21 protein-coding genes and 2 pseudogenes are annotated in these 21,329 nt (G+C 54.2%); 7 read left to right on the top strand and 16 right to left on the bottom strand.

Features of this window, described 5'->3' with window-relative positions; all coding sequences use genetic code 11:
* Positions 1-97: 97 nt before the first annotated feature.
* Entirely contained in the window at positions 98-703 is a 606-nt protein-coding gene (locus tag ACRC4F_RS07585) for a DJ-1/PfpI family protein (protein ID WP_438658746.1), read from the bottom strand.
* A 150-nt stretch (positions 704-853) separates the two neighbouring features.
* Here ACRC4F_RS07585 and ACRC4F_RS07580 point away from each other — a divergent pair, with 150 nt between their 5' ends.
* Positions 854-1,162 (top strand): RcnB family protein, encoded by a 309-nt coding sequence (locus tag ACRC4F_RS07580; protein ID WP_438658745.1) that lies wholly within the window; start codon positions 854-856, stop codon positions 1,160-1,162.
* A gap of 12 nt (positions 1,163-1,174) precedes the next feature.
* Here the strand turns inward: ACRC4F_RS07580 and ACRC4F_RS07575 are convergent, their stop codons facing one another.
* On the bottom strand, positions 1,175-2,248 hold the full coding sequence (locus tag ACRC4F_RS07575; protein ID WP_438658744.1) for a diguanylate cyclase domain-containing protein: 1,074 nt from the start codon (positions 2,246-2,248) through the stop codon (positions 1,175-1,177).
* A gap of 165 nt (positions 2,249-2,413) precedes the next feature.
* Here ACRC4F_RS07575 and ACRC4F_RS07570 point away from each other — a divergent pair, with 165 nt between their 5' ends.
* Complete coding sequence (locus ACRC4F_RS07570) at positions 2,414-2,752, top strand: FKBP-type peptidyl-prolyl cis-trans isomerase (protein ID WP_403101949.1); 339 nt, start codon at positions 2,414-2,416, stop codon at positions 2,750-2,752.
* A 76-nt stretch (positions 2,753-2,828) separates the two neighbouring features.
* Here the strand turns inward: ACRC4F_RS07570 and ACRC4F_RS07565 are convergent, their stop codons facing one another.
* From ACRC4F_RS07565 to ACRC4F_RS07545, 5 genes and pseudogenes are all read right to left on the bottom strand, one after another.
* Positions 2,829-3,164: a hypothetical protein gene (locus tag ACRC4F_RS07565; protein ID WP_438658743.1), complete on the bottom strand. Its 336-nt coding sequence runs from the start codon at positions 3,162-3,164 to the stop codon at positions 2,829-2,831.
* Positions 3,161-4,401: pseudogene (locus ACRC4F_RS07560) on the bottom strand (S-type pyocin domain-containing protein). Before ACRC4F_RS07560 ends, ACRC4F_RS07565 begins: the two are co-directional and overlap by 4 nt.
* 174 nt (positions 4,402-4,575) lie before the next feature.
* Positions 4,576-4,866 carry a pyocin S6 family toxin immunity protein gene (locus tag ACRC4F_RS07555; RefSeq protein WP_438658742.1) on the bottom strand — a complete coding sequence of 97 codons (291 nt, stop codon included), beginning with the start codon at positions 4,864-4,866 and terminating at the stop codon, positions 4,576-4,578.
* A gap of 215 nt (positions 4,867-5,081) precedes the next feature.
* Positions 5,082-5,459 (bottom strand): DUF6124 family protein, encoded by a 378-nt coding sequence (locus tag ACRC4F_RS07550; protein WP_438658741.1) that lies wholly within the window; start codon positions 5,457-5,459, stop codon positions 5,082-5,084.
* A 378-nt stretch (positions 5,460-5,837) separates the two neighbouring features.
* Positions 5,838-6,869 (bottom strand): D-cysteine desulfhydrase family protein, encoded by a 1,032-nt coding sequence (locus ACRC4F_RS07545; RefSeq protein WP_438658740.1) that lies wholly within the window; start codon positions 6,867-6,869, stop codon positions 5,838-5,840.
* A gap of 116 nt (positions 6,870-6,985) precedes the next feature.
* On the opposite strand from ACRC4F_RS07545, the gene ACRC4F_RS07540 reads away from it, so the two are divergent.
* Entirely contained in the window at positions 6,986-7,870 is an 885-nt protein-coding gene (locus ACRC4F_RS07540; RefSeq protein WP_438658739.1) for a LysR family transcriptional regulator, read from the top strand.
* Between the two features lie 19 nt (positions 7,871-7,889).
* Here the strand turns inward: ACRC4F_RS07540 and ACRC4F_RS07535 are convergent, their stop codons facing one another.
* Together ACRC4F_RS07535 and ACRC4F_RS07530 are read right to left on the bottom strand one after the other, a co-directional pair.
* Entirely contained in the window at positions 7,890-8,633 is a 744-nt protein-coding gene (locus ACRC4F_RS07535) for an SDR family NAD(P)-dependent oxidoreductase (protein WP_438658738.1), read from the bottom strand.
* A gap of 180 nt (positions 8,634-8,813) precedes the next feature.
* Complete coding sequence (locus tag ACRC4F_RS07530) at positions 8,814-9,938, bottom strand: cytochrome P450 (protein ID WP_438658737.1); 1,125 nt, start codon at positions 9,936-9,938, stop codon at positions 8,814-8,816.
* A gap of 82 nt (positions 9,939-10,020) precedes the next feature.
* Here ACRC4F_RS07530 and ACRC4F_RS07525 point away from each other — a divergent pair, with 82 nt between their 5' ends.
* Complete coding sequence (locus ACRC4F_RS07525) at positions 10,021-10,770, top strand: ArsR/SmtB family transcription factor (RefSeq protein WP_438658736.1); 750 nt, start codon at positions 10,021-10,023, stop codon at positions 10,768-10,770.
* 729 nt (positions 10,771-11,499) lie between these two features.
* On the opposite strand, the gene ACRC4F_RS07520 is transcribed toward ACRC4F_RS07525, so the two are convergent.
* The 6 genes and pseudogenes from ACRC4F_RS07520 to ACRC4F_RS07495 all read right to left on the bottom strand — a co-directional run.
* Positions 11,500-12,855, bottom strand: a complete 1,356-nt coding sequence (locus ACRC4F_RS07520) for a hypothetical protein (RefSeq protein WP_438658735.1) — start codon at positions 12,853-12,855, stop codon at positions 11,500-11,502.
* A 44-nt stretch (positions 12,856-12,899) separates the two neighbouring features.
* On the bottom strand, positions 12,900-13,904 hold the full coding sequence (locus ACRC4F_RS07515; RefSeq protein ID WP_438658734.1) for a TniB family NTP-binding protein: 1,005 nt from the start codon (positions 13,902-13,904) through the stop codon (positions 12,900-12,902).
* A 1-nt stretch (position 13,905) separates the two neighbouring features.
* Complete coding sequence (locus tag ACRC4F_RS07510) at positions 13,906-14,331, bottom strand: hypothetical protein (RefSeq protein WP_438658733.1); 426 nt, start codon at positions 14,329-14,331, stop codon at positions 13,906-13,908.
* Complete coding sequence (locus tag ACRC4F_RS07505; protein WP_438658732.1) at positions 14,292-15,773, bottom strand: hypothetical protein; 1,482 nt, start codon at positions 15,771-15,773, stop codon at positions 14,292-14,294. Before ACRC4F_RS07505 ends, ACRC4F_RS07510 begins: the two co-directional genes overlap by 40 nt.
* A 1-nt stretch (position 15,774) precedes the next feature.
* Complete coding sequence (locus ACRC4F_RS07500) at positions 15,775-16,542, bottom strand: TnsA endonuclease N-terminal domain-containing protein (RefSeq protein WP_438658731.1); 768 nt, start codon at positions 16,540-16,542, stop codon at positions 15,775-15,777.
* A pseudogene (locus ACRC4F_RS07495) lies at positions 16,511-16,978 on the bottom strand (hypothetical protein); the annotation flags it as partial. The gene ACRC4F_RS07500 and the pseudogene ACRC4F_RS07495, both read right to left, overlap by 32 nt.
* Positions 16,979-17,721: 743 nt before the next feature.
* Between ACRC4F_RS07495 and ACRC4F_RS07490 the strand changes: the two are divergent.
* Positions 17,722-18,573 (top strand): hypothetical protein, encoded by an 852-nt coding sequence (locus ACRC4F_RS07490; protein WP_438658730.1) that lies wholly within the window; start codon positions 17,722-17,724, stop codon positions 18,571-18,573.
* A gap of 75 nt (positions 18,574-18,648) precedes the next feature.
* Here the strand turns inward: ACRC4F_RS07490 and ACRC4F_RS07485 are convergent, their stop codons facing one another.
* Positions 18,649-19,593, bottom strand: a complete 945-nt coding sequence (locus ACRC4F_RS07485) for a DNA-binding protein (RefSeq protein WP_438658729.1) — start codon at positions 19,591-19,593, stop codon at positions 18,649-18,651.
* A 132-nt stretch (positions 19,594-19,725) separates the two neighbouring features.
* On the opposite strand from ACRC4F_RS07485, the gene ACRC4F_RS07480 reads away from it, so the two are divergent.
* A complete protein-coding gene (locus ACRC4F_RS07480) occupies positions 19,726-20,652 on the top strand; it encodes a site-specific integrase (protein WP_438658728.1) in 927 nt (308 codons plus the stop codon).
* 340 nt (positions 20,653-20,992) lie between these two features.
* Positions 20,993-21,205 (top strand): BPSL0761 family protein, encoded by a 213-nt coding sequence (locus ACRC4F_RS07475; protein WP_438658768.1) that lies wholly within the window; start codon positions 20,993-20,995, stop codon positions 21,203-21,205.
* Positions 21,206-21,329 lie beyond the last annotated feature (124 nt).

Below are 21,329 nucleotides of genomic sequence, written 5' to 3'. Positions count from 1 at the left end.
GCGAGCAGGCTCGCTCCCACAGTGGATCTTCAGTGCTCACACAATCCCTGTGGGAGCGAGCCTGCTCGCGATGGCGTCCGAATGGGCAACCAGTCACTCAGACAAACCCCGCAATATGCGCCATCCCCCGAGCCACATACTCTTCCTTCTCACCCACCGGCGCGAAATTGTGCAACACCTCCCGCGCCGCCTCAGTGCCCTTGAGCCGGGCCAGCAACCACACCGACAAATACTGCGCCGACAGACAACCTCCCGCCGTGGCGATATTGCCGTTGGCATAGAACGCCTGATTCACGACATTGACGCCAGCCGCCTGCACCCACGGCTTGCTGATGTCGTCGGTACAGGCCGGTGCATCACCCAGCAACCCGAGTTTGGCCAGTAGAAAGGTGCCGGAGCATTGCGCCGCCAATAACTGACGGCTTGAGTCGAAGCACAGCTGCTCCATGATCACCGGATCGGCGGCGACTTCACGGGTTTTGCGTCCACTGCCGACCAACACCGCGTCAGCCTGACAGGCTTGCGCCAGATCGATGTGCGCGTCGATCGTCAAACCGTTCATCGACGTGACGCGTGGCGTCGGCGAGGCGATGCTGGCACGCCAGTCCTTGTCGCCCAGCAACGAAATCCGGCTGAGCATGCCGAAGGCGATCAGGGAGTCGAGTTCGTTGAAGCCGTCGAAAGTCAGAATGGCGATGTGCATGGCTGATCCTGCTGGTTTTTGCCAAGCGTACGCCCGGCGAATGCGCAGATCCCCGTACAGTCCGCAGCAGAATCATCGCAACAGTAAGGAATGATTCCACACGGGCGCAGTCGGAGTTCAGGTGCCACGAATTTAACTGGAGGTTCATCGATGAACAACAAGACCCTTATCGCCAGCCTCGCCCTGGTCGCAGGCCTCGCCGGTATCAGCCCCATCGTTCAGGCGGATGATCCCCCCGCAAAAACCGTTCAACCCGGGGTCAACAACGTCCGCCAACTGGTGGTCGGCGACCGCGCCCCGGACATTTACCAGCGCAGCGAAAAAGCCCTAGGCAACTGGAAAGCGAAAGGCCTGAAAGCGCCGAAGGAACAGGCGCAATGGGTGCAGATCAATGACAAGTACATGATGGTGATGGTGACTAATGGGACGATTGTGGAGATCACGCCGATTGAGCGTTAGGTCACCTAGGCGCTATTCACTGTGAGCGCGCACCGGGCTTTCAGTGCCCAACCGATACTGATTATTCCCACTGCGCTTCGCCTCATACATCGCCAGGTCCGCAATGTGAATCAACCGGTCCATGCTCGGCGCGTGGTCCGGGAACACCGCCACGCCCAGGCTGGTGCCGATGTGGCGCTGGTCGTTGCCAATGGTGATCGGCGGTGACAGCTCGACGAAAATTTTCTGGCAAATGGTGCGAGCCTCGTCTTGCAGGCTGACGCCTTGGGGCAGACCCTGAAGAATCACCACGAATTCGTCGCCGCCGATCCGGGCGACGGTGTCGGTCGAGCGCAGGATTTTCTTCAATCGCGTCGCGGTAGTGATCAGCACCCGGTCGCCGGCCGCGTGACCGTAATGATCGTTGATCGCTTTGAATCCGTTGAGGTCAACAAAGACCAACGCCACCCGCGTGGCGCTGACCCGTGCCTGTTCCAGCGCTTCGCAAAGGCGCTCTTCCAGCACCAGGCGATTGGGCAGGCCGGTCAGCGGGTCGTAATGGGCAAGGTGTTGCAGGTAACTGGCTGAGGCTTTTTCTTCGGTGATGTCGCGCACGACACCCATCATCTTGATGCTGGCGTCATGGTCATTCTTGACCACGTTGCCGGTTTCCCGCAGCCAGCGAATGCTGCCGTCGGGCCAGACCACGCGGTACTCCTCGTCATGGTTTTCGCCGGTTTCCAGGCAGCGCAGTTCCCCGGCCCGGACCTTGACCCGGTCGTCCGGGTGCACGCAGGCGCAGAACAGCGCGTAGGAGGGCGTTACCTCGCCGATCTTGAAGCCGAACATTCCATAGATCGCATCCGACCAGTAAAGCTTGTCGGTGTCGACATCCCAGTCCCAGGTGCCGATGCGGGCAAAGTATTGGCTGCGTTTGAAACGCTCGACATCGCTGGCATGGCGGATGTTCAGGCCTTCGGACAGGCTGGCGATCAATGCACGATGCACGGCCAACTGTTTTTGCAGCGAGCGTTCGCGGCAAATCAGCACGACGATCAGGGCAAGCATCATTGAGCCGATGGCTGCGCTGGTCCAGACGTCATTCATTCAGAAATTGCCATCGTGTCGTATTGATCCATGGGCCTTGGTGTTGGTTATCTTAGTTGAGGTTAATGCCGGAAACGGTTCGTATGGGTTGCCAATCGAGCGCAATTCTGGGAAAACGGCGCCCATTACGCCCCTGTTGGGTGAGTGAACAATAGAGTGAACGTGATGAATGATGAATTGCAGATAATCGATCTTGAAGTCGGCGACGGCAAAGCCGCCGTCAAAGGCGCGCTGATCACCACCCAATATCGCGGCTGGCTCGAGGACGGCACCGAATTCGATTCTTCCTACAGCCGTGGCAAACCTTTCCAGTGCGTGATTGGCACGGGGAGGGTGATCAAGGGCTGGGATCAGGGGATTATGGGGATGCAGGTTGGCGGCAAGCGCAAATTGCTGGTGCCGGCGCATTTGGCGTATGGCGAGCGGACGATGGGCAAGATCACGCCGAATTCGAACCTGATTTTTGAGATTGAATTGTTGGAAGTGCTGACGCGGGATGATTGATTCGTAAGTTGAAGTTGGCTTCGTGGCGAGGGTAAACCCCTCGCCACAAAAGCCGCGTGTTCGAACTCCCGCTGGATCAGGTGAACGCTTCAATATCGTCAAGCGTGTCCTCAACAACTCCTTCAAGGCTTGGGAATTTTCCCTTCACATTTTCGAGTGCCAAAAAAACCGTTTGCTTATTCAGTGCGCTATGACGGCGAGCCAGATGACCAAGAGCCGTAATGGCCGATGCTGCTACTGATTCGGACTCACTTGCGAGGTATTTAAGGCAAGTGCTCTGAGCCCAGGTGCTGTCTGCTTCATTCAGACCGATGGAAACCAATGCTGCAGTGATATGCGTATCGACGCCGCTAGCAAGAAGCTTCGTCGCTTCATCATGGCTCATGGATGGATCTTTATAGAGAAGGCTCACTTTCTCACTCCTGGAATATTGCCTTTGTTGTCTACTTTCTTGGCTTTGATCAACGCATTTTTCATATCTTGGTGGAATTTATCCCATGGTCTGACATGGCCGTGGTAAACGTCTCCCCCTGTGCGGTCGAACACCACAAGTTCATTTGTGTCTGGATCAATGCCGATCCTGCGAGGCGAAGTAGGTTTTACCTGAATTGAGCTTTCCAGCGCTTCCTGTCCGTTAGTGGGGCCCTTACTTTTGACGGGGCTATCCGTTTTGCCATGGTAACTGGCTGCATCAAATTCCAGTGCCAAGACAATGTAGAGAGGTTTGATACCTGATTCGGCTGGAAATACAAGGATGAAGTCTCTGTACTCAGGTGGGTAAATCGGGTTGACGATGATGCGATCTGCTTGTTCGGTAGGTGGATAAATCCAGATATGCGGGGCTTGTGGGGCAGCTTCTAGCGGCGGGATTCCTGAAGTGGCGGACGGGTCAACGGCTGGTGTCCATATCAGGGTTGCACCATCACCAAAATCCGCCACTTGCTGAGTGCCTTGAACAACGAAATGAACGACAGGAATCAGTTCCCAGTCGCTGCGATTCTGGGTGTTGTATCCGTATCCCTTTAAGGTGCCATCGGTCTGTTGCTCGATATGTAATCGGACACGTGTACGCCTTCTTTGAGCGACTTGAGCTGGTCTTCTGTGTACAGGGAACTGTCTCCAAGACTGGACGGCCAGAGCAGTGCAACCATTCCCACCAATGCGCCAGCAGCAACACCACCCGTTACAGCACCGACGCCACCGGCAGCACTTGTCGCGTTGCCAGCAGTGCCAACCTGTCCCAAAAGAAGCGTGCCCAATCCAGCAGGTAATGCGCTGCCACTTATTGTTTTGAGGGGGATGGTTCCCGCTGCATTCCTTTCACGGCCACCCAGTAAAGAGAATTGTCCGTAGTCGGCGAGTTTCTCGACCGGGACAAACCCGGATGGGTTGTCATGGTTGATTAATCCGTTGGGGAGGTTGCAACTTTTGGCGAACACACATCCCATGGGGCCGGGAGGATCCGGTTGTTGAGTTGGTGTGATGAAATGGTCTTCATACGCCTGTTGTCGGGCCAACATGTCGTCATATGTTTTTTGCCTGGCCTCCCGCGCTGCCAATTCCGTGACGCTCAGGTAGCGACTTGTGACGCGATGCCCATCACCGGACGGTTGATTTAGAACCCGAGGTATGTCTGTTTTGCGCGCCATAAGCGTCCTTGTTCATCCTTTTGAAAGCGATGCGGACGCTATTTCAGTGGGCATCTGATAGATGTAGGACGTGTCTGAAACTTGGTTTCGAACCTGATTTTTGAGATGCGTGTGCTGAAATGACTTGTGTAGCGAAGGGATAAGCCCCTCGCCGCAGTTAAACAGTTTTCCTCGCTACTCCCGCAGCCCTATGAAGAGGTCCAGGTCAGTCGGTAGCTGCACGATGAGTGCTTTAGCGATGTGCTGGATTTGCTCGGCGGTCAGTAAGCAGTCCCCGTATACGCTTTCATCAAGATTTTTCCAGCCTAATACACCCATTATTGTGGCTTCAAATTCAGGTGGAACTGTCAGTTCGTACTTTAAGAAGTCACCTTCGTCATCACCTTTTAAAAATCCACTGATCCAAAAAACATAATTCGGCTCCTGATTGATTTTCAGGTGGTCCTGCCGGGTGTTGTGCGCCATGAGCGTCCTCGTATCAACTTTTGAAAGCGATGCGGACGCTATACGAATAAAACTTGGATGGATGTAGGGCTTTTCTGAAGCGTTGGCCGTTGTTACAAATGGAGCGTCTGGCTACAGCTGCGTGTTGCTATGCGCTGAGCTGAAACAAAATGTAGTCAGAAAAGTCAGGCATCAACGGTGGAACGGGGGGCAAGCCCCCTCACCACAAGACATCACTAACCTTGCGGATCGATGTTATCCAGCGCCCGGTTTACCGCCAGTTCGCCCAGCATGACGACCTGCGCAATCCCCAGTGCCTTGTTGCGATGCGGGCCTTCCAGAAGGTCGGCGAAGTCACTGAGCATGACGCTCGCGGAGGCCATGGATTCGCAGGCATTGGCCAGCAGGCTTTCGCTGTGCATCTCGGGGGCGACCATGAACATGGTGCTGGGTTTGCGCGGGGTTTTGGCTTCTTTGAGGGCAGCGGGGTTGAGGTTGTGATCGAGGGCGCGTTCGGCGGCTTCGTGGAGTTTTTTGGAATCGAGGGATTCGTAGGGGGAGGCCGGGTCTGTATCGGTTTCTGATTCTGGGGGATTTGGAGTGTGCTTAATCATTTGCTTAGGTACCTTAATCGATGCTGATACTACCTCGCGACTAAACAAAGGGGGTGGCAGCTGTAGGCAGGTTAGTCGACCGGGATACCAAAGCTTTAACCGGCGCACCCGAAGGTGCCCTGCGCACAGCTGCCATTGAGCGCAGGCATGGGAATACCTGACTGAACCGAGTGCATGCTGCTTTGGAAATCACCGGGCGACTAAACCCGATCACTGATAGGCAGTGACGGGATTCAAGTTGCCGACGAGCCCAAAGGCGCACAAGCCGGCGGATTCTGGCGCAGTTGTAGGCAATGGCGCAAGGTGATGTAGCCTCCTGCGACAGTTACAAATGATGTAGTGATTCAGCCACTGCCAACCCCCCACAATGACTGACGGTCAGGCCTGAAACGTCTCCCGATACGCATACAATCCCGGCGTTCCACCCGTCATCACAAACAGCACATTGTCACCGCGCTGAAAACGTCCTTGCCTGAAATCACTCAACAACCCGGCGAAGGCCTTCCCGGAATACACCGGATCAATCAGCAAACCTTCGGCGCGAGCCATCAAGCGCACCGCATCCAGCATGGCAGGGGTCGGCAGACCGTAACCGTCGCCCAGCTGACTGCCATCAATGACAATCTCTGAAGCCTGAAGGACTGCATCACTGCCCAGCAACGCCAGCGCGTCCTGAGTCAGCTTCACGGTTCTGTTCGCAGACGTTTCCCGATCAGACAAGACCGAATACGACTTGACGAGGGACGTCCCGCGACCCAGCAATTGAAAGCCTGCGGCGAGCCCAGCATGGGTGCCAGCGCTGCCATTGGGCACGACAACCTGCTTGAAGCTCAGGCCGAGCTCGGTTTCCTGCTGCGCGATTTCCGCTGCGCAACGCGCATAACCGAGACTGCCCAGCGGTGTTGAGCCCCCCGTCGGTATCACCAACACTTTGCGCCCGGCATCCCGAAGCTGTGCGGCCCGTTTGTCGGCCTCGGCGAGCGAGTCGCTGCCCCCGGCCAGCACCCGTAACTCAGCGCCGAACAACTGGTCGAGCAGGACGTTTCCGTTAAGTTCGTAGTCCACTTCGGATTTAGGCACCGAGCGGGTCAGGATCAATTCGCAGGCAATGCCCAGACGGGCACACACGGCGGCAGTCAGCCGTGCATGGTTGGACTGGAGACCGCCGATGGTAATGACCGTGTCGACCCCGGCCGCGAGCGCTGCGCCGAGATGGAATTCGAGTTTGCGCAGTTTGTTGCCGCCACCGCCCATCAACATGTGATCATCGCGCTTGAGAAACAGGCCGATGCCTTGTGCCTTCAACCCCAGCAGTTGTTCCAGGCGTTCAGCCCGCTGAATTGGCGTGGGACCTTGCAACAGGTCTGCTCGCGCGAAAGAACTCAGTGACGTGTCCAGTAGGGTTTGCATCAATGGCGCCTCGTTATGCAGTTTATTAAAGTGACTCTAGGGACAAAGTCCCGGGTGATAAACGCACCGCCGGTTATTACTCCTTTAACCTGATGTATTGAATGCAAGGCAGGGTGATGAGCAAACTCAGGCAAATGGAAGTCTTCGTCGCGGTCGTCGAGGCGGGCAGCTTTGCTGATGCGGCCAGTGAAGTCGGCATGTCGGCGGTGATGGTCGGGCGGCATATCCAGAGCTTGGAAAAAGCTCTCAACACCAAACTGATTCAACGCACCACCCGGCGGCAATCCATCACGGGCGAGGGGCGACTGTTTTACGAAGAAGCCAAACTGGCTCTGGAACAAGTGAAGTACGCGTTCAGTCGGGTGGAAGCGTCCAGCCCGGATCCCAGCGGCCTGTTGCGAATCACCGCGCCGATGAGTCTCAGCGTGTCCCTGGTCGGGCCGCTGGTGGCCGAGTTCATGCAGCGTTACCCGCAGATCCAGGTCGAGCTGATTCTCAGCAATGAGGTGGTGGATTTGTACGAAACGTCCTTCGATCTGGCGTTCAGGATTTCCGAACTGATCGGCGTCAATCTACTGGCCACGCCGTTGCCGCCGTATCGAATGGTGATCTGCGCATCACCGCGGTATCTGGAAAAATGGCAGGAACCCCAGTGTCCCGAAGACTTGCACCGACACAGAATTCTCACCCACACCTCCTGGAACAACCGGTTTGCCTGGCCGCTGAGGAAAGGCGCGAGCGAAGTGCCTTGGCCTGAAAGTGCGGTGTTGAAGAGCAATGATGGTCAGGTGCTGTTGCAGGCGGCTGTGGCCGGCGAGGGGATCTTGATGCAGCCTGACTTTCTAGTGTCGGCGGCGCTGGCCAGCGGTGAGCTGGTCAGGATCATGGACGCCTACATTCCGCCGCCAAAACCGGTGCAGATGGTGTATCCGCGCTCCAGGAAGTCGCTGCCCAAGTTGCAAGCATTTGTCGACTTTGTAGCGGGTCGACTGGCGTCCTGAAGCGCAGAGATAGGCAGGGCTAGCGCACGCTGTAACCGCTGTCGACCACCCAATCCTGGCCGTACACGCTACGTGCGCCTCGGCTCAACTGAAACAGGATGACGTCTGCTACTGCACCCGGTTCCAGAAACTTTCCGTCGAGCAATCGCTGGTTGACCGTGTTGGCGACATCGCCCAGTTCCGCAGGCTTCAAGCCAAGGGTCGACCAGATCGGGGTGGCTGTGGGGCCGGGCGATACGGTGTTGATGCGGATGCCGTGAGGCGCCAACTCTACGGCCAGGGTCCGGGCATGGGCCATCAGCGCTGCTTTCGAGGCGATGTAGGCGGCCAGTCCGGGAAAGGTCACGTTGGCCAGGAACGTACCGATGAACACCACCGAAGCGGATGCCGCAAGGTGCCCGCGCAGGCAGGCCAGGGTGTTCAGCGCACCGGCGCCGTTGACCGCCCACTGTCGGTCGAAGGCGGCTGCATCCAAGCCATCGGCCAGTTGCGCGATGCCGGCATTGGGCACCACGAAATCCACGGGACCCATGGCTTCGGCGCGAGCGCTCAACCGGGCGAGGTCCTCCTGGCGGGTGATATCGCCAGCCACCCACGCCAGTTGGTCATTGAAGCGTTCCGCCAATTCGCCCAAGCCTCCGAGCTGGCGTGACATCGCCAATACACGAGCGCCTTGCTCCAATAGTCGTTCGGTGACCGCCAGGCCGATGCCGGAACTCGCGCCAGTAACAACGGCCAAGCGATTGTGAAATTCGTTGAGCATGCAGCAATCCTCTTCCTGATAATCCAGCCTGTCTTTTAGGGTGCGATCGTTGGTTGATCGAAAGCGTAAGCATGGGATCAAAAAACGGGCCAGTCCGGGATGTCAGGCAGGACGCGGGTTGTGGGTGGCCTGTTGTTAATTTGACTCTTTTGGAGAATGGTCATAACGACTGCGATGTAGTCATAAAGACTTGAGCAGTTGGTCGCTAAAGACCGGAATACGTCCGTTCAGTGAAGGCCGGTACTTCCAGTTCAATCGATCCAGCGCAGGGCGATGTGCCAGAACCTCCTTCAACGTGGCACTGGCAATCCCCAGCGACAGCATCTGCCCCGGACATTGATGCCGCCCCGCGCCAAACGTAAAACTCTGCCGATGCGGGCGATCCAGAATAAAGGCGTCGGGACTGTCATTGAGCTGCGGGTCCCGATTGGCCGACGCCAGCAACACCAGAATCACATCGCCTGGATTGAGGTGTTCACCCTCGATTTCGCACGGCGCCGCAACAAACCGGCGGGTGTTCTGCACTGAGGGATCGAAGCGCTGAACTTCGGCGATCAAGTCTTCAACCGGCGTTGAATCGCGCAGTAACGACGGGTTTCGGATCAGCGCTACAAACGCGTTTCCAATTAATCCGGCGGTGGCTTCATAGGTTTGGGAAAACAGGCCAATCAGATTGGCAATCAGCGTGTCGAAGTCGGCCGCGAAACGCTGGCGAATCCCGGCGAGCAGTGTGCTTCTGTTGTCCGGATCATCCAACAGCTCAACGAAGTAACCCCTCAACTGTTCCGCTGCGGCATGGGAAATCTTTAGTTGTGCCGGATCACTCAGCGGCGACAGGCACGCCACGAAGTCCGCCGTCAGTTCACTGATCGCCCGACCTTGAGCCGGCGAGAACCCCAGCAGCGCCGCCACCACGCAAACCGGGCCGCGAAACATCGCGTTATACAGCCCATCAGCATCCGGCGTGATCAGCCTCGCGCCCACCAGTGCTTTGACCTCGTCTGCATCAATCAGGGCCAAACCTGGCTCAATCGCCGACCTCGGGCAACGCTGACGCTCACCCTCATTCATCCGCATCAATTGGCCAAATACCTTGCCGGCCATGCCGTCGGCAATCGCCTTGGGCACCGGCTCAGCGGCTGGCCGAACGTGACATTCCGGATGCGCCAGCACCGCCGCAACGGCGTGGGCGCTGCTTGCTAGCCACAATTTCAGTCCTTGGTGAAAAACCAGACCACCCTCGGCGCGCAGCCGGGCGTAATAAGGATAGGGATCGGCATGAGTCGCAGCGAGGATCGGGTCCATGGGTCGCAGCCTTGTTCGTGGTGGGAGAAGTGTTGCTACTATCTCCAGTTCGAAACGGCCTTGATTCGTCCGGGAGCGAAATATGAACGTTGAACAACACGACATCGGCGTCTCTCAAGTGGCCGCGGCCATCGCGGAACCGGCCCGGACGAAAATCCTCTGTTCCCTGATGGACGGCCACGCCCGCACCAGCACCGAGCTCGCGGCGATTGCCGAAGTCAGCGCCTCCACTGCCAGTGCGCACCTGGCCAAGCTCAAGGAACTGGCGCTGCTGCGTTTGCATGTGCAGGGCCGCCATCGCTATTACAGCCTTGCGGACAAGCGCGTGGCCCAGGCATTGGAAGCGCTGATGGTGATCGGCCAGAACACTGCGCCGACCTTCAACTCGCGAACGCCGGATCGCCTGCAATTCGCCCGCACCTGCTACGACCACATGGCCGGGACGCTGGCGGTGTTGCTGCATGACCGGATGCTGGAAAAAGGCTGGTTGCTGGAAACTGACGAACAGGTTTATCGCCTGAGCGAGAATGGCGAAGCGTTGATGCAAGGGCTGGGCATCGAGGTCAACGACCTGAACACCTTGCGCCGCCGCTTTGCCTGCCCGTGCCTGGATTGGAGCATGCGTCGGCCACATTTGGGTGGGTCGCTCGGGGCGGCGTTGTTGCAAGCGGCGATCAAGCGCAAATGGGTGACTCAGGATCTGGACAGCCGGGCGCTGGCATTGACGGCGCTGGGGCGCAAGGAACTTGACGCACGGTTCGACCTGACGCTGCCAGACGTACAGCATGTCCGGGCACGGCGCCAACCTCTGCCAGCGCATGATGCGATCTGACCCGACCAAGGCATAGGTGTTCTTCAAACAGTAAAATTCACGTAAGAAATATCAGCTACTTACAAGCATTGGCCGAGCAATCGATCAAACGTACATTCAGCAGACGTTAACATCGCAGGAAATTGCTGCGGTAAAAAATAAAACTTGAAGGGTTAAGGCTTCTTCTTCGATTGTCGCCTTAAGGCGCTCAAATGAAAATTTTTCGTGATACATGATTTTGTCGTAGAAGAAAGCACATTGATCGCGGTGGCTTGGTTACGGAGTTTAAATACTCGCTCCGCTAGCCTCGTACTGCCGAGTTCTGAAACTGGTTGGGTTAAGCCTTTTGTCGTCAATCGAGAGAGCAAAAAATAATCAGTATGATGACTGACGAAATCCGTTACTCAAGGAGTCGGCGAATCTAGTTTTCTGAGTGTTCTGGATGTTGCCCTTAATTTAATAATCGGGCTTTCGTCTGCGTACTACGAAGGCTGAAAAATAACAACCTTGACTAAGAGGGGAGTTGCAAGATGGCGTATTACGTAATGTCATTTTTATGTAAATGTCTTATGATTTAAAACGTCGAGCCTTGATGACGTAGATAGATTGCCGATGGTCATAATGTGTTAAGAATGACAATTCGTGACGTAAGCGTGAGTCGTCACTTTGTTGTCGGTCCTTTTATGGATCGCTGATAGGCGCCTGAAAGTGCATGCTGGCGTTCAAAGAGTTATGGTGTTTGTAACTAGTTCAAATCGATGATGGCGTGTTATTGATCTCTGATTTGAGGCGTTCCATTGCGTTCTCAATATCCCCGCGAGCGAAAAAATATGGGGCGCTTGAAGATATCGGGGGTGCAATTTTTAAACGTTTGATGAGGCGCAATGTTACTAGTGGAGAGGCTTTGAGATCTGCGCTGACTTCACCAAGTAAGATGTATTTTTTTTGAAAGTCAACTGCGTATGGTTTGTCAACCAAGATCATGCCGCAGGTGCATTTGTTGTTGTCGTTGATTTCTGTTTTTAATAAACCTTTTTTGATTAGTTTTTGGAGGGTGCCTTTGCCGCATTTTAATAATCCGCACGTCTTCTGAAAAGCGATAAAACTTTCTTGCCAGCTGGTTATTTTGGTGGTTGAGTAACTAGTGGTTGAGTTTAGTTTTTTAATTAACTGACATATTGGGGTGGATGAGGAGCCATAGAAAATTCTTTGATTTGATTGAGGGATCCTGGTGAAGTATTTTCTTGCAGCTCTTATTATGTTCGGTTGCTTTTGTTGCTCAATGCACATTCGGAGCTCGTTGATCGGCAAAGAAATGGAAGAGCAACATTCTGCGGGGTCGCACAAGGCACACATTGAAAAATGTTTTTCTATAAACTGGTGAATTACGGCATACCAGTTACTTCCCAGTGTCATCCATGGGGCAAGATGCATGTTCAACGTAAATCCAGGATAACGAAGAAGTTGTTCTTTTGCCATGCGGGTCAGGTATACGTGTAGCTCATTCTTGATGCCCAATGATGTGCGGTTAGATGGCAGTTTCCGTTCGTTCCACAACGTATCGCATGAGTCGATCATCCAACTGAGGTGTTTAAGATGTAAACATGATTCCCGATCAAAAATATCCAGCATTTCTTTACTGAAAAATTCTACTTCTTCTGAGGCTGCTGAATTACGTAGGAAGCCGCATTTACATTGGCGTAAATTTGCATTTTGCCAGTATTCACGAATTCCGCATTGTGGGCAGTTGCAGATTATCTTCAATTTATGAATTGGGCAGGTTGTTATTTTCAAGTCTTGAAAGACAGTGAGGTTTTCACTTTGAAGACAGGCGGGGCAATAGCAGAAGTAAGGTTGCACTAAACACCTCGGGAGGTTAAAATGCTTGTAATCACCGCTCGTAAACGTTGCGTCCCAAGGCGCATAAAATGTAGACGTTAGGAGCGCTTCATACTGAGGGCATTCCCTTATGAGTAATGCGAGCATCGCTGAGTTTTGTGAAAAAAACTCACTATCGTTCTGAAAAGGTATTATGTTAGCGATTTGACATAACTCTTTGATAGAATCATAACCATTGTAATGCGCGGTGCGAATAAGCAGGCTCATTGGGCTCTCGAATTCACGAGGTTTGGCAACATAGCAAAGCCATTTCATTTCTTTTGTTCTAGCCGTGCAGCGAGTTTGGAGTCGAGTTCCCTGACTGACATATTAAATGGGTTTCCATGCAATTGGCTGAAATAAAGGTCATTGCAGGCTTCAATGAAATCAGCGATCACCAATGTTTTATCACCGCGTTCCAGCGCGATTTTGAAGCTGTCGTTCAATAGATTACTCAGCAGGCGGAAGTTTCCGCTGGTCGCAAGAAAGACTGCTTTATATAACTTCGGGTCGGTGAGGTGGACGTATTTTTCGAGATTGCCCAGCCGGATCATTTCTCTCTGAAGGCCTGCTAGGACGCTCAAAAAAATAGGGGCTTCGGCCGCATTGCAGTAGTCTAGTTCTTCTATAATTGCTCGATAGGCGTATCGGCCACTCAATTCAGAAACGCTGTTAACTATCGCGGTGATTTTTCCTGAGCCGGAGATAAGAATAGGGATCTTTGAATTGTTCAAAAGCTCAGTCAGCCAACTGCAAATTGCGTTTTTTGTGATTTCTTGACCTCGGTCGGCGACGTGATGAAACTCATCTAAAATAAGCAGTCGAGTCTCCAGAGTATGTAAACGACGTACAATCATTGTTTTTATTTGTGCCGTGCTCATTTTTTCAAGCTCTTTTTGGCGTGCTTTCTCCATTTCCTCTGTGGGCGGAGTTTCAATTTCTTTGATGGTCTTGAGTGTTTCCATAAGAATGCCGATAGCCATGCTTTTGATATTCGTATTTGATGGAACCTCCACGTATACGCAGGGGCGAATTAACTTTAGATATTTTTCACAGTCATACTGATATGCTCTCCCAATGTCCCGTTCGATTATTTTACAGAGCCGAGTTTTACCCACACCACTCTTCCCCGTTAGAAGCACAGAGGACGGATCCTCGCGCTCGGCAGTGGTAGTGATGCTTTTCATGATTAAGCGCTTCGCATGTTCCAAATCCGGGTGCCAGACGGTACAGGCCCCCAGTTTTTTTAACGTCGCAGTAATCTCGGTTATATCCATGTCACAAGTGATCCACAGGTAAGTCGATTATTGCTTCTGCAAGGTTAGAAATATTTGGCAAAGTGGCCTCGGTGTAGGGGCTTTGACTCTGAGGTTTTGAGGGGGTGAGCACTTTCTTGGATTTATTTGCTTGCTTCCTACGGAGATAGTCTTCCTCAATTTCCTGCCTAAGTTGATCCAGTGCCAAGTGCGGAATTGCAAAATCATACTTCGAGGCGTCCTCTTTTTCAGCCTGCTTGAGTTTCTCGTGTTCTGTCAGCGTCAAACCATTCTGGTACTCAGGGTAGGTTGCTTCAGCAGGAACAGGGTTATGCGGATCGGCAGGATGGGCAACCCATACGTTGCCAAGGTCACCTGGGTCGTAATAGCAGATAGCTTCTTTTCCGTTCAGTCGGGAGCTAATTTCTGGGAGGTTTCTCCAGTCCAACTTAGGCGTAAAAAGTGCACCCTGCCGTGTGTAATTTTTGAATACACCACCTTTCGAGATAATTTGTCTAAGGCGTCTTGCGAGAATTTTTCCGGTGGCAAGCGGTTTTTCATGGATTGCTCCCATGCCACTAACGGGGTTTTTTTGAGAGTCCGGTGGTAGGTGGTGTGGTACACGGTCTCCACCCATTTTCCAAAGTAATACGCAGCTTTTTCGATGGTTAGAAATGGATGCTTATCTGGTATGTGTTCACCACGATCGGTTGCGCTCGTAGATGTGCTCCCTGGTTGTTCTTGCAGCCAGGATTCAAAAGTTTTGAAAAAACGTTCTCCTCGGGCACGGGCATTTGGCGATTTCGGAGGGGCATACCCTTCGATGATTCCAAGCTGATCGACAAAAGAAGCGAACCATAGGTTTGTAAACTCCGATCCGTTGTCGCTCAACAAATAAAGCATCTTGCCCCTTCTGTATTCGTCACCCGGGATGTACAGCACGGCACTCTTCAATGCACGTACGGATTTTTCAGCGCAAGGCGGCGTTAGAGACAGTTCCCAGCCGATGACCGTTCGAGTTTTCACTTCGAAGATCACTGCGACCCAGGCCGGGACTTTCAGCACGTTTCCCTCTTCGTCAACGAGCTGAATTTTCAAATGATGGCTGTCAATCTCTGCGAGAAACAGCACCTCACCTGGTTCGGGAAGGAATCGACTGTGATGGTGTTTCTTTTCCGCATAGGCGCGACCATGGCGTTTGAAGTCGGTATCGTACTGACAGCATTTTTTTATGCGTCGACGTACCGAACTAATGCTCGGTCGCATCAGCAGATGCTCCGAATAAATGTGGCGGTTACGATTGATCTTAATGATCTCAGCATCGACGAAAGCGAAGATGCGCGCCTGTGATACGCACTTGGTGTTCAAGTAATAGGTTATGATGCACTGGTCGATGATGTCATCGACCTCACCATCAATCTGCACGCCCCGAGGGAGGCGGCTCTTGCTTTTCAACAACGAGAAACGGTCAAAATTGTTGTCCTTGTAGATTTTAATCCACTTGTAGAGCGTGCTGTAACGGGGGGGATGGGCATCGTTAAGCTGCCGGTGAATTTCTTTAATCAACTGTTCCGTCGGTTTGACAGGCAACGTTCCGCCAAAGGCATCCAACGCTTTCGAGACATAGTGAAACTTCCGCTTCGCCTCGATCACTTTGGGGTCGTCGGCGTTCAGGAACGCTAAAGCTTTCGAGCCGCTGCCGGGCGGCGATGCGATCTCGATGATGTTGCGATTTTCCAAACCGGTTAAAAACAAGTCATACCGGTAGTGAAAAGTCGTGTGATAGCTGAGGTGACGCAAGGTCACCAGTTCCTCATCCACGTGAATGATTTCGGCGCTAAATCCGTCGATCCGGTACTGGGCACCCACCCTTGGAGTGAGAGGGGGCATGTCACGCTAATCCTTCGATGAGAAGGTCTAACGTAACCGTCTGCCTCAAATCAGCACGCAGTGCGCGATAAAACAGTTGGTGGCATAACAGGTTGATGGAAAACTGGGGCAGTTGATTGATCAGTTGGCGTAGGGTGACAGGCCACTTGATTTGTCGAGCCGCTTCTCTAAAGAAAAATTTGTCGGCGGCGTCAATGTGATGCGAGCGGCTATACAAGTACTTCAGTGTGTCGAGGTCGGCATGCCTCCGAATCTGCGCCCTTGACCATTGCCGATATTCCCAGCCTTGATCCCGACATAACACGGAAAAGGAATCCAGTTTGTCCCGGTATCGTTCTTCAAGGTGTTCAAAATCAAGTTTGACCTCGAGCAAGTAGAAGGAACTGTCAGCGCAGTGCACGAGGAAGTCCGGCGTGTAGCAAAAGTCCTTTCCCGCGTCGGCCCATTTGAAACAGTGCGGCTGCGCGTGATAGCGGGTGATCTCGTGATCATACTCCAGTAGGTAACAGCACTCCGTCTCCAGGTGGCTTTCGCAACCAATTGAGATCCCGTTTTTTAGGGAAGGGAAGAAGTGGGCGAAGTTCTGGTGCCCCTTCCGGATGGTTTTCCGGGACGGCGTGCATGTCGAACTTAAAAGGCTCATGGGGAGCATAGTCTGCTCACCTGCGTTTATTTGGGGGGCTCTCAAAGGCTTCTCCGTGGCACATGCGATCACATTCTCGTTAAGGATTGAGTGATCATTTATGTGGAAATAATCGGACTTGTTCATTGAAGGCGCTCCCGTATTGATGCTGTTTGTAATCCTCGTGAAGATCGCGAATCAGTCGATGCAACGTACTAAAGGAGGGCACCTTGAATTGCTCGTTGGAGGAGCGCGATTCATTAAGACGCGTGATGTGGTAGGCAATGTTTTTCACCAGCGATTGTTTTGACAATCCCCTGACCCGAAAGCTTGAGCACACCTCATCCAGAATGAGCCGTTGAACGGCCTCCGGTTGTCGATCCAGACGACTGTGCTTGAGCGAATTTAGACGCTGTTCCTTTACCTTTGCCGCCGTGTCACCTTGCGTGACAAAAGTGCGAGTTGGGAGATTTTTCCGATCAGGTTTTGGCGCTGCCCGGGCATTACGTTCCGAGGCCTCTTGGTGGGGAGAATTCATCCGGTGAAGGAAGACACGGTTATCCCACACAGCGGTGACCTCATATTCGGAGTGGCCATACTAGTAGCGATGTCCGATACCTATTGGCGGTGGATCGGTCTCCGATGCCCTTTGAAATAGCGAGTTAAGAACGAAGACGGTGGCCTCCGCAAGTGATGAGGCGCTAATCAGTCGCCAGTCGAGGATGGTTTTGGGAAGGACGTCGGAGACAGTTGATAAGCATAAGGAGGGCACATCGGGTCCCGTAAGGTTTACCGCTAGAAAGCGGGATTCAATGACAAGAATTTTCACCGAATCAACGTGAAATTCCGAACGCATGATGACGATCTCCACTCTGTGTCCCGTTGGCACGTCTCTTTGATGTGATGCCTGATGGTCTGCACCGAAAGCTCTTTCGTGCCGTTCAATGAGGTCGGCACCAGGAGGCTAGGATAAGCGGTGCTCTAAAAGCCTGTTGTGCCAGCGGGGTCAACCTTTCTGATGGGGCTAAAGGGGCCTTCAAACATTCCTTCAAGTTTTAGAACTCATCGTTATACATTTGCAAAAATGTAGTTATTAGCTAATAAGATCAGTGGTAAGTCCGATATATATTGAGCTTTTTTTTCGAATGTTTGGGTTTGGCTGGGAGGTCATAAACTATTCTTAAGATGGCTCTGGAATAGCACCTCGCGCGAACCAAAGTTTGTGCATGCTTGCAGCCAACTCTCTGGGTATGTTGGGGCTCGAGAGTATTAGCCGCCAGTTGGAGCGGGTCTTAACCCGCCCAGTGGAATGTCGGAGGTTGTGACATGAGCCATCCATTTCGTCGTGAGATCCAGAAATTCAAGGCGATGGTCTTTGGCGACACTCTTTTTTTCATTGCTGGATATGAGTCGAACCGCGACTTTGCCGTGTGGTGTGATCGTTGGTGGCTAGCACGACACCCCTATCTATCGGCCCGGTCCAAACCCAACACCAAGTGGCTTGATCTATTGAAAGGAGCATGGCCACGCGACCCATGGCGCGGTGAACTCAAGGAAGACTTTCCCGCATTGAGGGTCGTTGAGGACAATCCGCTTTGGACGGTACTCGGCTGGGAGGACTGCGATAAGGCAGACAGGTTCATTCAGCGCGTACGCATGAACGGCGTGCCGATTTTGCCTTTCAGCGAAAAGGGGATGGAAGACCTGTGCGGTTGCCCCGATTGGACACGGCTGGCTTACCTGATTGCGCTGTTGCGCACGCGTGATCTGCAATACCTGATCCACCGGTTATGGCTGCGCAAGAACTTTTCCTGTTATGTAAAGCTCGTGTGTTTGACGACGCCGTGCTGTGCCTGTAGCTCAGAACTCTATAGACGGTTGCATGAGCTCTATCTACTCGGCCAGCTTGGTAAAGTGGACCGCTGGCCGATGAGCCTGAAAGCCTTCAACAAAGCATTGGCGCGACACAAATTGTTGTGGAGCATTCTGGAAAGAAAAAACTGGTTACATGAATGGGATGCCTATGGTGTGACGATGCTCTGGCATTTAATGGCAGATCTTCAGTTAATCGCCTCGCGATTGCACCAGGGCCCAAACGATTGCCCGCGAGGGCTATTGCAGCGGGTGCACAGGACCCTTACAAACCACAGTCAGACGGTCATTGAGCTCATTGACTGATGCAGTTTCGAGCTTGGCAGTGGGCGCTCTCTACCTGACGGAGCGACGACGACTGACTAGGCAGGCAAATATCGCCTAGGCAGTCGGTGTCATTTGACGCAAAAGCGTTTGCAGCGTCTCAATCTGACGCGCTTGTTCACGCAACTGCCGACGATCCTCTCGGTGCTGCAGCAAATACGGTCTAACGCGCCCACGTAATACGGCATGCTCGGTGATCAGCTGCTGTAGCTGTCCATTCACTATGTCTTTGGTGCGCTGACAATCTTCCAGGGCCTGGATTTGTTGACGCAAATTCGCCTGCTGCGCTCGGTATTCATTGAGCAACCGTTCCTGCTCACGGTACACCGTGACCAATTCTTCCTGTTTGGCCAATTGCGTATTTTGCAGGGTTCGCAGTTCCTGGCGTAACGGCTGGACTTGCTCGGCATGTCGACGCAGTTCCTGTTCGCGCAGGGACCGTTGCTCTTGTCGATAGTGTTCGAGTCCCTCCCGAGCGTTTTGATGTTTTTTCTCCAGCGACTCCACCCGGAGTGACCGTTCTTCGAGGAGCTGTTGCTGACCGGCTACGAGCTGTCGCAACCGTTGGTGTTCACCCTCACTGTCTTGTAACTGCTCGCGTAATTGTCGTTCGCATTGTCGTTGCTCCTCCCGTTCGTGGGTCAGCTGGGTGATGGCGGTCAGTGATTGTTCTAAACGCTCGCGTAGCTGCGCGCGTTCTTGCGCATAACCGGCCTGCTGGCGACCGACGGCATCTCGCTCTTCGGCCACAGACGTCTGCGCTTGTTTAATCAGGCGCTCGGCTAGACTGTTAACCAATGACAGGACTTCCTCATTCACCGGCGGTGACGTGGCGGCGCTGGCGCGATCGTCAAGTTCCTTGAGATAACGTTGGATAGTGCTTTTGGACCCGGTGTTGCCGAGTTCGACGCGGACCAGGTCAATGCTGGGATATAGCCCACGCGCCAGCAGGGCATCACGCGCAGCGTGTACCAGGGTTTTGTTGATGCCACCACGGGCCATGTCAGGAGCTCCTTTAGGATTCCCGGTAGGGATGAAGTATGGCGCATACCGCATGACTTGCCCGAACTCCAAGGGGAGGACACCGTTTACTGCAGGCCTGGGCACGGCTGAGGCAGGGAGGAGGACAGATGTATGAGTACGGTCGCAGAGCGTTACCTGCAAGCGGCGCGCCGCGAAAGCACCACGCGGCGCTACCAGCAGGCCGTGGCGCATTATGAGGTGGGTTGGGGTGGGTTTCTCCCCGCGTCGAGTGACAACATCGTGCGCTACCTGGCTGAACACGCTGACGCCCTGTCGATCAGCACCTTGCGCGGTCATCTCGCGGCCTTGGCGCGCTGGCATCTGAACCATGGTTTTGTCGACCCGACCAAAGCCCCGCAAGTGCGCGACGTGTTGCGCGGTATTCAGGCACTGCACCCGCGGCAGGTCCGGCAGGCCGAACCGTTGCAACTGCGCGAACTTGCGCAGTGCGTGGCGGCATTACAAGTCGAGGCTGGGTCGCCGGACCTGGCCGTGCGCCTGCGCGCCGGTCGCGATCAGGCCTTGCTGCTCCTGGGTTTTTGGCGCGCCTTTCGCAGTGATGACCTGTGCCACCTGCACATTGAAGCCAACCAACTCGTGCCCGGCGAAGGCCTGACGCTGTTTCTCGCCAGCAGCAAAACCGACCGTGAGCATCAGGGCCGCAGCGTCAGTGTGCCGGCGTTAAAACGCCTGTGTCCGGTTCAGGCGTATGAGGCGTGGCTGAGCCTCAGTCAATTGCAACAGGGGCCGGTGTTTTGTGCCATCGATCGCTGGGGTCACCTGTCCACTGAGGCCCTGCACCCGTACAGCGTCGCGCGGGTGGTGCGCCGGGCTTTGACCCGCGGCGGGGTCGCGGGGGAGCGCTACAGCGGGCATTCCTTGCGCCGCGGTTTTGCCACCTGGGCCACGCGTAACCAATGGAGCACCAAGGCCTTGATGGAGTACGTCGGCTGGCGCGACGTTCACAGCGCGCTGCGCTACGTGGAGGCCGACGCGCCGTTCGGTGACTGGCGCCGTCATCCGGATGAGTCAAAATGACTGCGTGGCGACGATTTCATACTGCGCTACGGCCTACGTTATTACAGCTGTACAACCTAGCTAATTCGCCCTTGAAGTGAGCGAATCAACAGGTGTGAGAAACCAAGATTCTCAAACCCCAGGCTGTTTTTGATGGGCATTGGCTCGATCGACGGTACGCCGAGGTGGCGAGGGACGTGATTTACGAAAAGCCCGTGCGGATCCGGGCGATTGCGTCGATGTGCATGCTTGGTTTGGGTGTAGGCTGTAGGCGATTTACCAGGCAGAAAACTACGTCGGACGCCAGCAAGCATAGAGCGGCTGGACCGTGCACGGTTCGTGCGAGGAGGACACCGTGACAATGCCCAACGAGCGCACGCGCGCACTCATCCAGACGCGAGACTTTCTGGTCGAGCTGGCAGAAGATTCCGCGCTGTCAGCGTCGATGCGCCGTCAGGCTCGCCAGCTGTTGCGGCATTATCCCAACGCAAAGGAGATCCTGCGGGCCGGGCAGCTCGACGAGCAAAGAGTTGACCGACTGACCGAGCCCTTCCTGAGCTCCAGCATCGATTGACCGCCGTGGCCACTCATCATCAGCCCAAAGTCGCTGAGCCTAAGCCATTGAAACGCAGAGAAGAACGGGCCCAACCGCTTATCTACCTCTGCGTTACGCAATTGCACTCGCGCTCAATGGCAGT

This window comes from Pseudomonas sp. (genome assembly GCF_051660785.1).
Classification (GTDB): domain Bacteria; phylum Pseudomonadota; class Gammaproteobacteria; order Pseudomonadales; family Pseudomonadaceae; genus Aquipseudomonas.
This window is presented reverse-complemented; position numbering and strand designations above follow the sequence as displayed.

Excerpts from the sequence above, each read along its gene's own strand:
- ACRC4F_RS07585 (WP_438658746.1), bottom strand. The coding sequence starts at position 703 with ATGCACATCGCCATTCTGACTTTCGACGGCTTCAACGAACTCGACTCC.
- ACRC4F_RS07580 (WP_438658745.1), top strand. The coding sequence starts at position 854 with ATGAACAACAAGACCCTTATCGCCAGCCTCGCCCTGGTCGCAGGCCTC.
- ACRC4F_RS07575 (WP_438658744.1), bottom strand. The coding sequence starts at position 2,248 with ATGAATGACGTCTGGACCAGCGCAGCCATCGGCTCAATGATGCTTGCC.
- ACRC4F_RS07570 (WP_403101949.1), top strand. The coding sequence starts at position 2,414 with ATGAATGATGAATTGCAGATAATCGATCTTGAAGTCGGCGACGGCAAA.
- ACRC4F_RS07555 (WP_438658742.1), bottom strand. The coding sequence starts at position 4,866 with ATGGCGCACAACACCCGGCAGGACCACCTGAAAATCAATCAGGAGCCG.
- ACRC4F_RS07550 (WP_438658741.1), bottom strand. The coding sequence starts at position 5,459 with ATGATTAAGCACACTCCAAATCCCCCAGAATCAGAAACCGATACAGAC.
- ACRC4F_RS07545 (WP_438658740.1), bottom strand. The coding sequence starts at position 6,869 with ATGCAAACCCTACTGGACACGTCACTGAGTTCTTTCGCGCGAGCAGAC.
- ACRC4F_RS07540 (WP_438658739.1), top strand. The coding sequence starts at position 6,986 with ATGAGCAAACTCAGGCAAATGGAAGTCTTCGTCGCGGTCGTCGAGGCG.
- ACRC4F_RS07535 (WP_438658738.1), bottom strand. The coding sequence starts at position 8,633 with ATGCTCAACGAATTTCACAATCGCTTGGCCGTTGTTACTGGCGCGAGT.
- ACRC4F_RS07530 (WP_438658737.1), bottom strand. The coding sequence starts at position 9,938 with ATGGACCCGATCCTCGCTGCGACTCATGCCGATCCCTATCCTTATTAC.
- ACRC4F_RS07525 (WP_438658736.1), top strand. The coding sequence starts at position 10,021 with ATGAACGTTGAACAACACGACATCGGCGTCTCTCAAGTGGCCGCGGCC.
- ACRC4F_RS07520 (WP_438658735.1), bottom strand. The coding sequence starts at position 12,855 with ATGAGCCTGCTTATTCGCACCGCGCATTACAATGGTTATGATTCTATC.
- ACRC4F_RS07515 (WP_438658734.1), bottom strand. The coding sequence starts at position 13,904 with ATGGATATAACCGAGATTACTGCGACGTTAAAAAAACTGGGGGCCTGT.
- ACRC4F_RS07505 (WP_438658732.1), bottom strand. The coding sequence starts at position 15,773 with ATGCCCCCTCTCACTCCAAGGGTGGGTGCCCAGTACCGGATCGACGGA.
- ACRC4F_RS07500 (WP_438658731.1), bottom strand. The coding sequence starts at position 16,542 with ATGAACAAGTCCGATTATTTCCACATAAATGATCACTCAATCCTTAAC.
- ACRC4F_RS07490 (WP_438658730.1), top strand. The coding sequence starts at position 17,722 with ATGAGCCATCCATTTCGTCGTGAGATCCAGAAATTCAAGGCGATGGTC.
- ACRC4F_RS07485 (WP_438658729.1), bottom strand. The coding sequence starts at position 19,593 with ATGGCCCGTGGTGGCATCAACAAAACCCTGGTACACGCTGCGCGTGAT.
- ACRC4F_RS07480 (WP_438658728.1), top strand. The coding sequence starts at position 19,726 with ATGAGTACGGTCGCAGAGCGTTACCTGCAAGCGGCGCGCCGCGAAAGC.
- ACRC4F_RS07475 (WP_438658768.1), top strand. The coding sequence starts at position 20,993 with ATGCCCAACGAGCGCACGCGCGCACTCATCCAGACGCGAGACTTTCTG.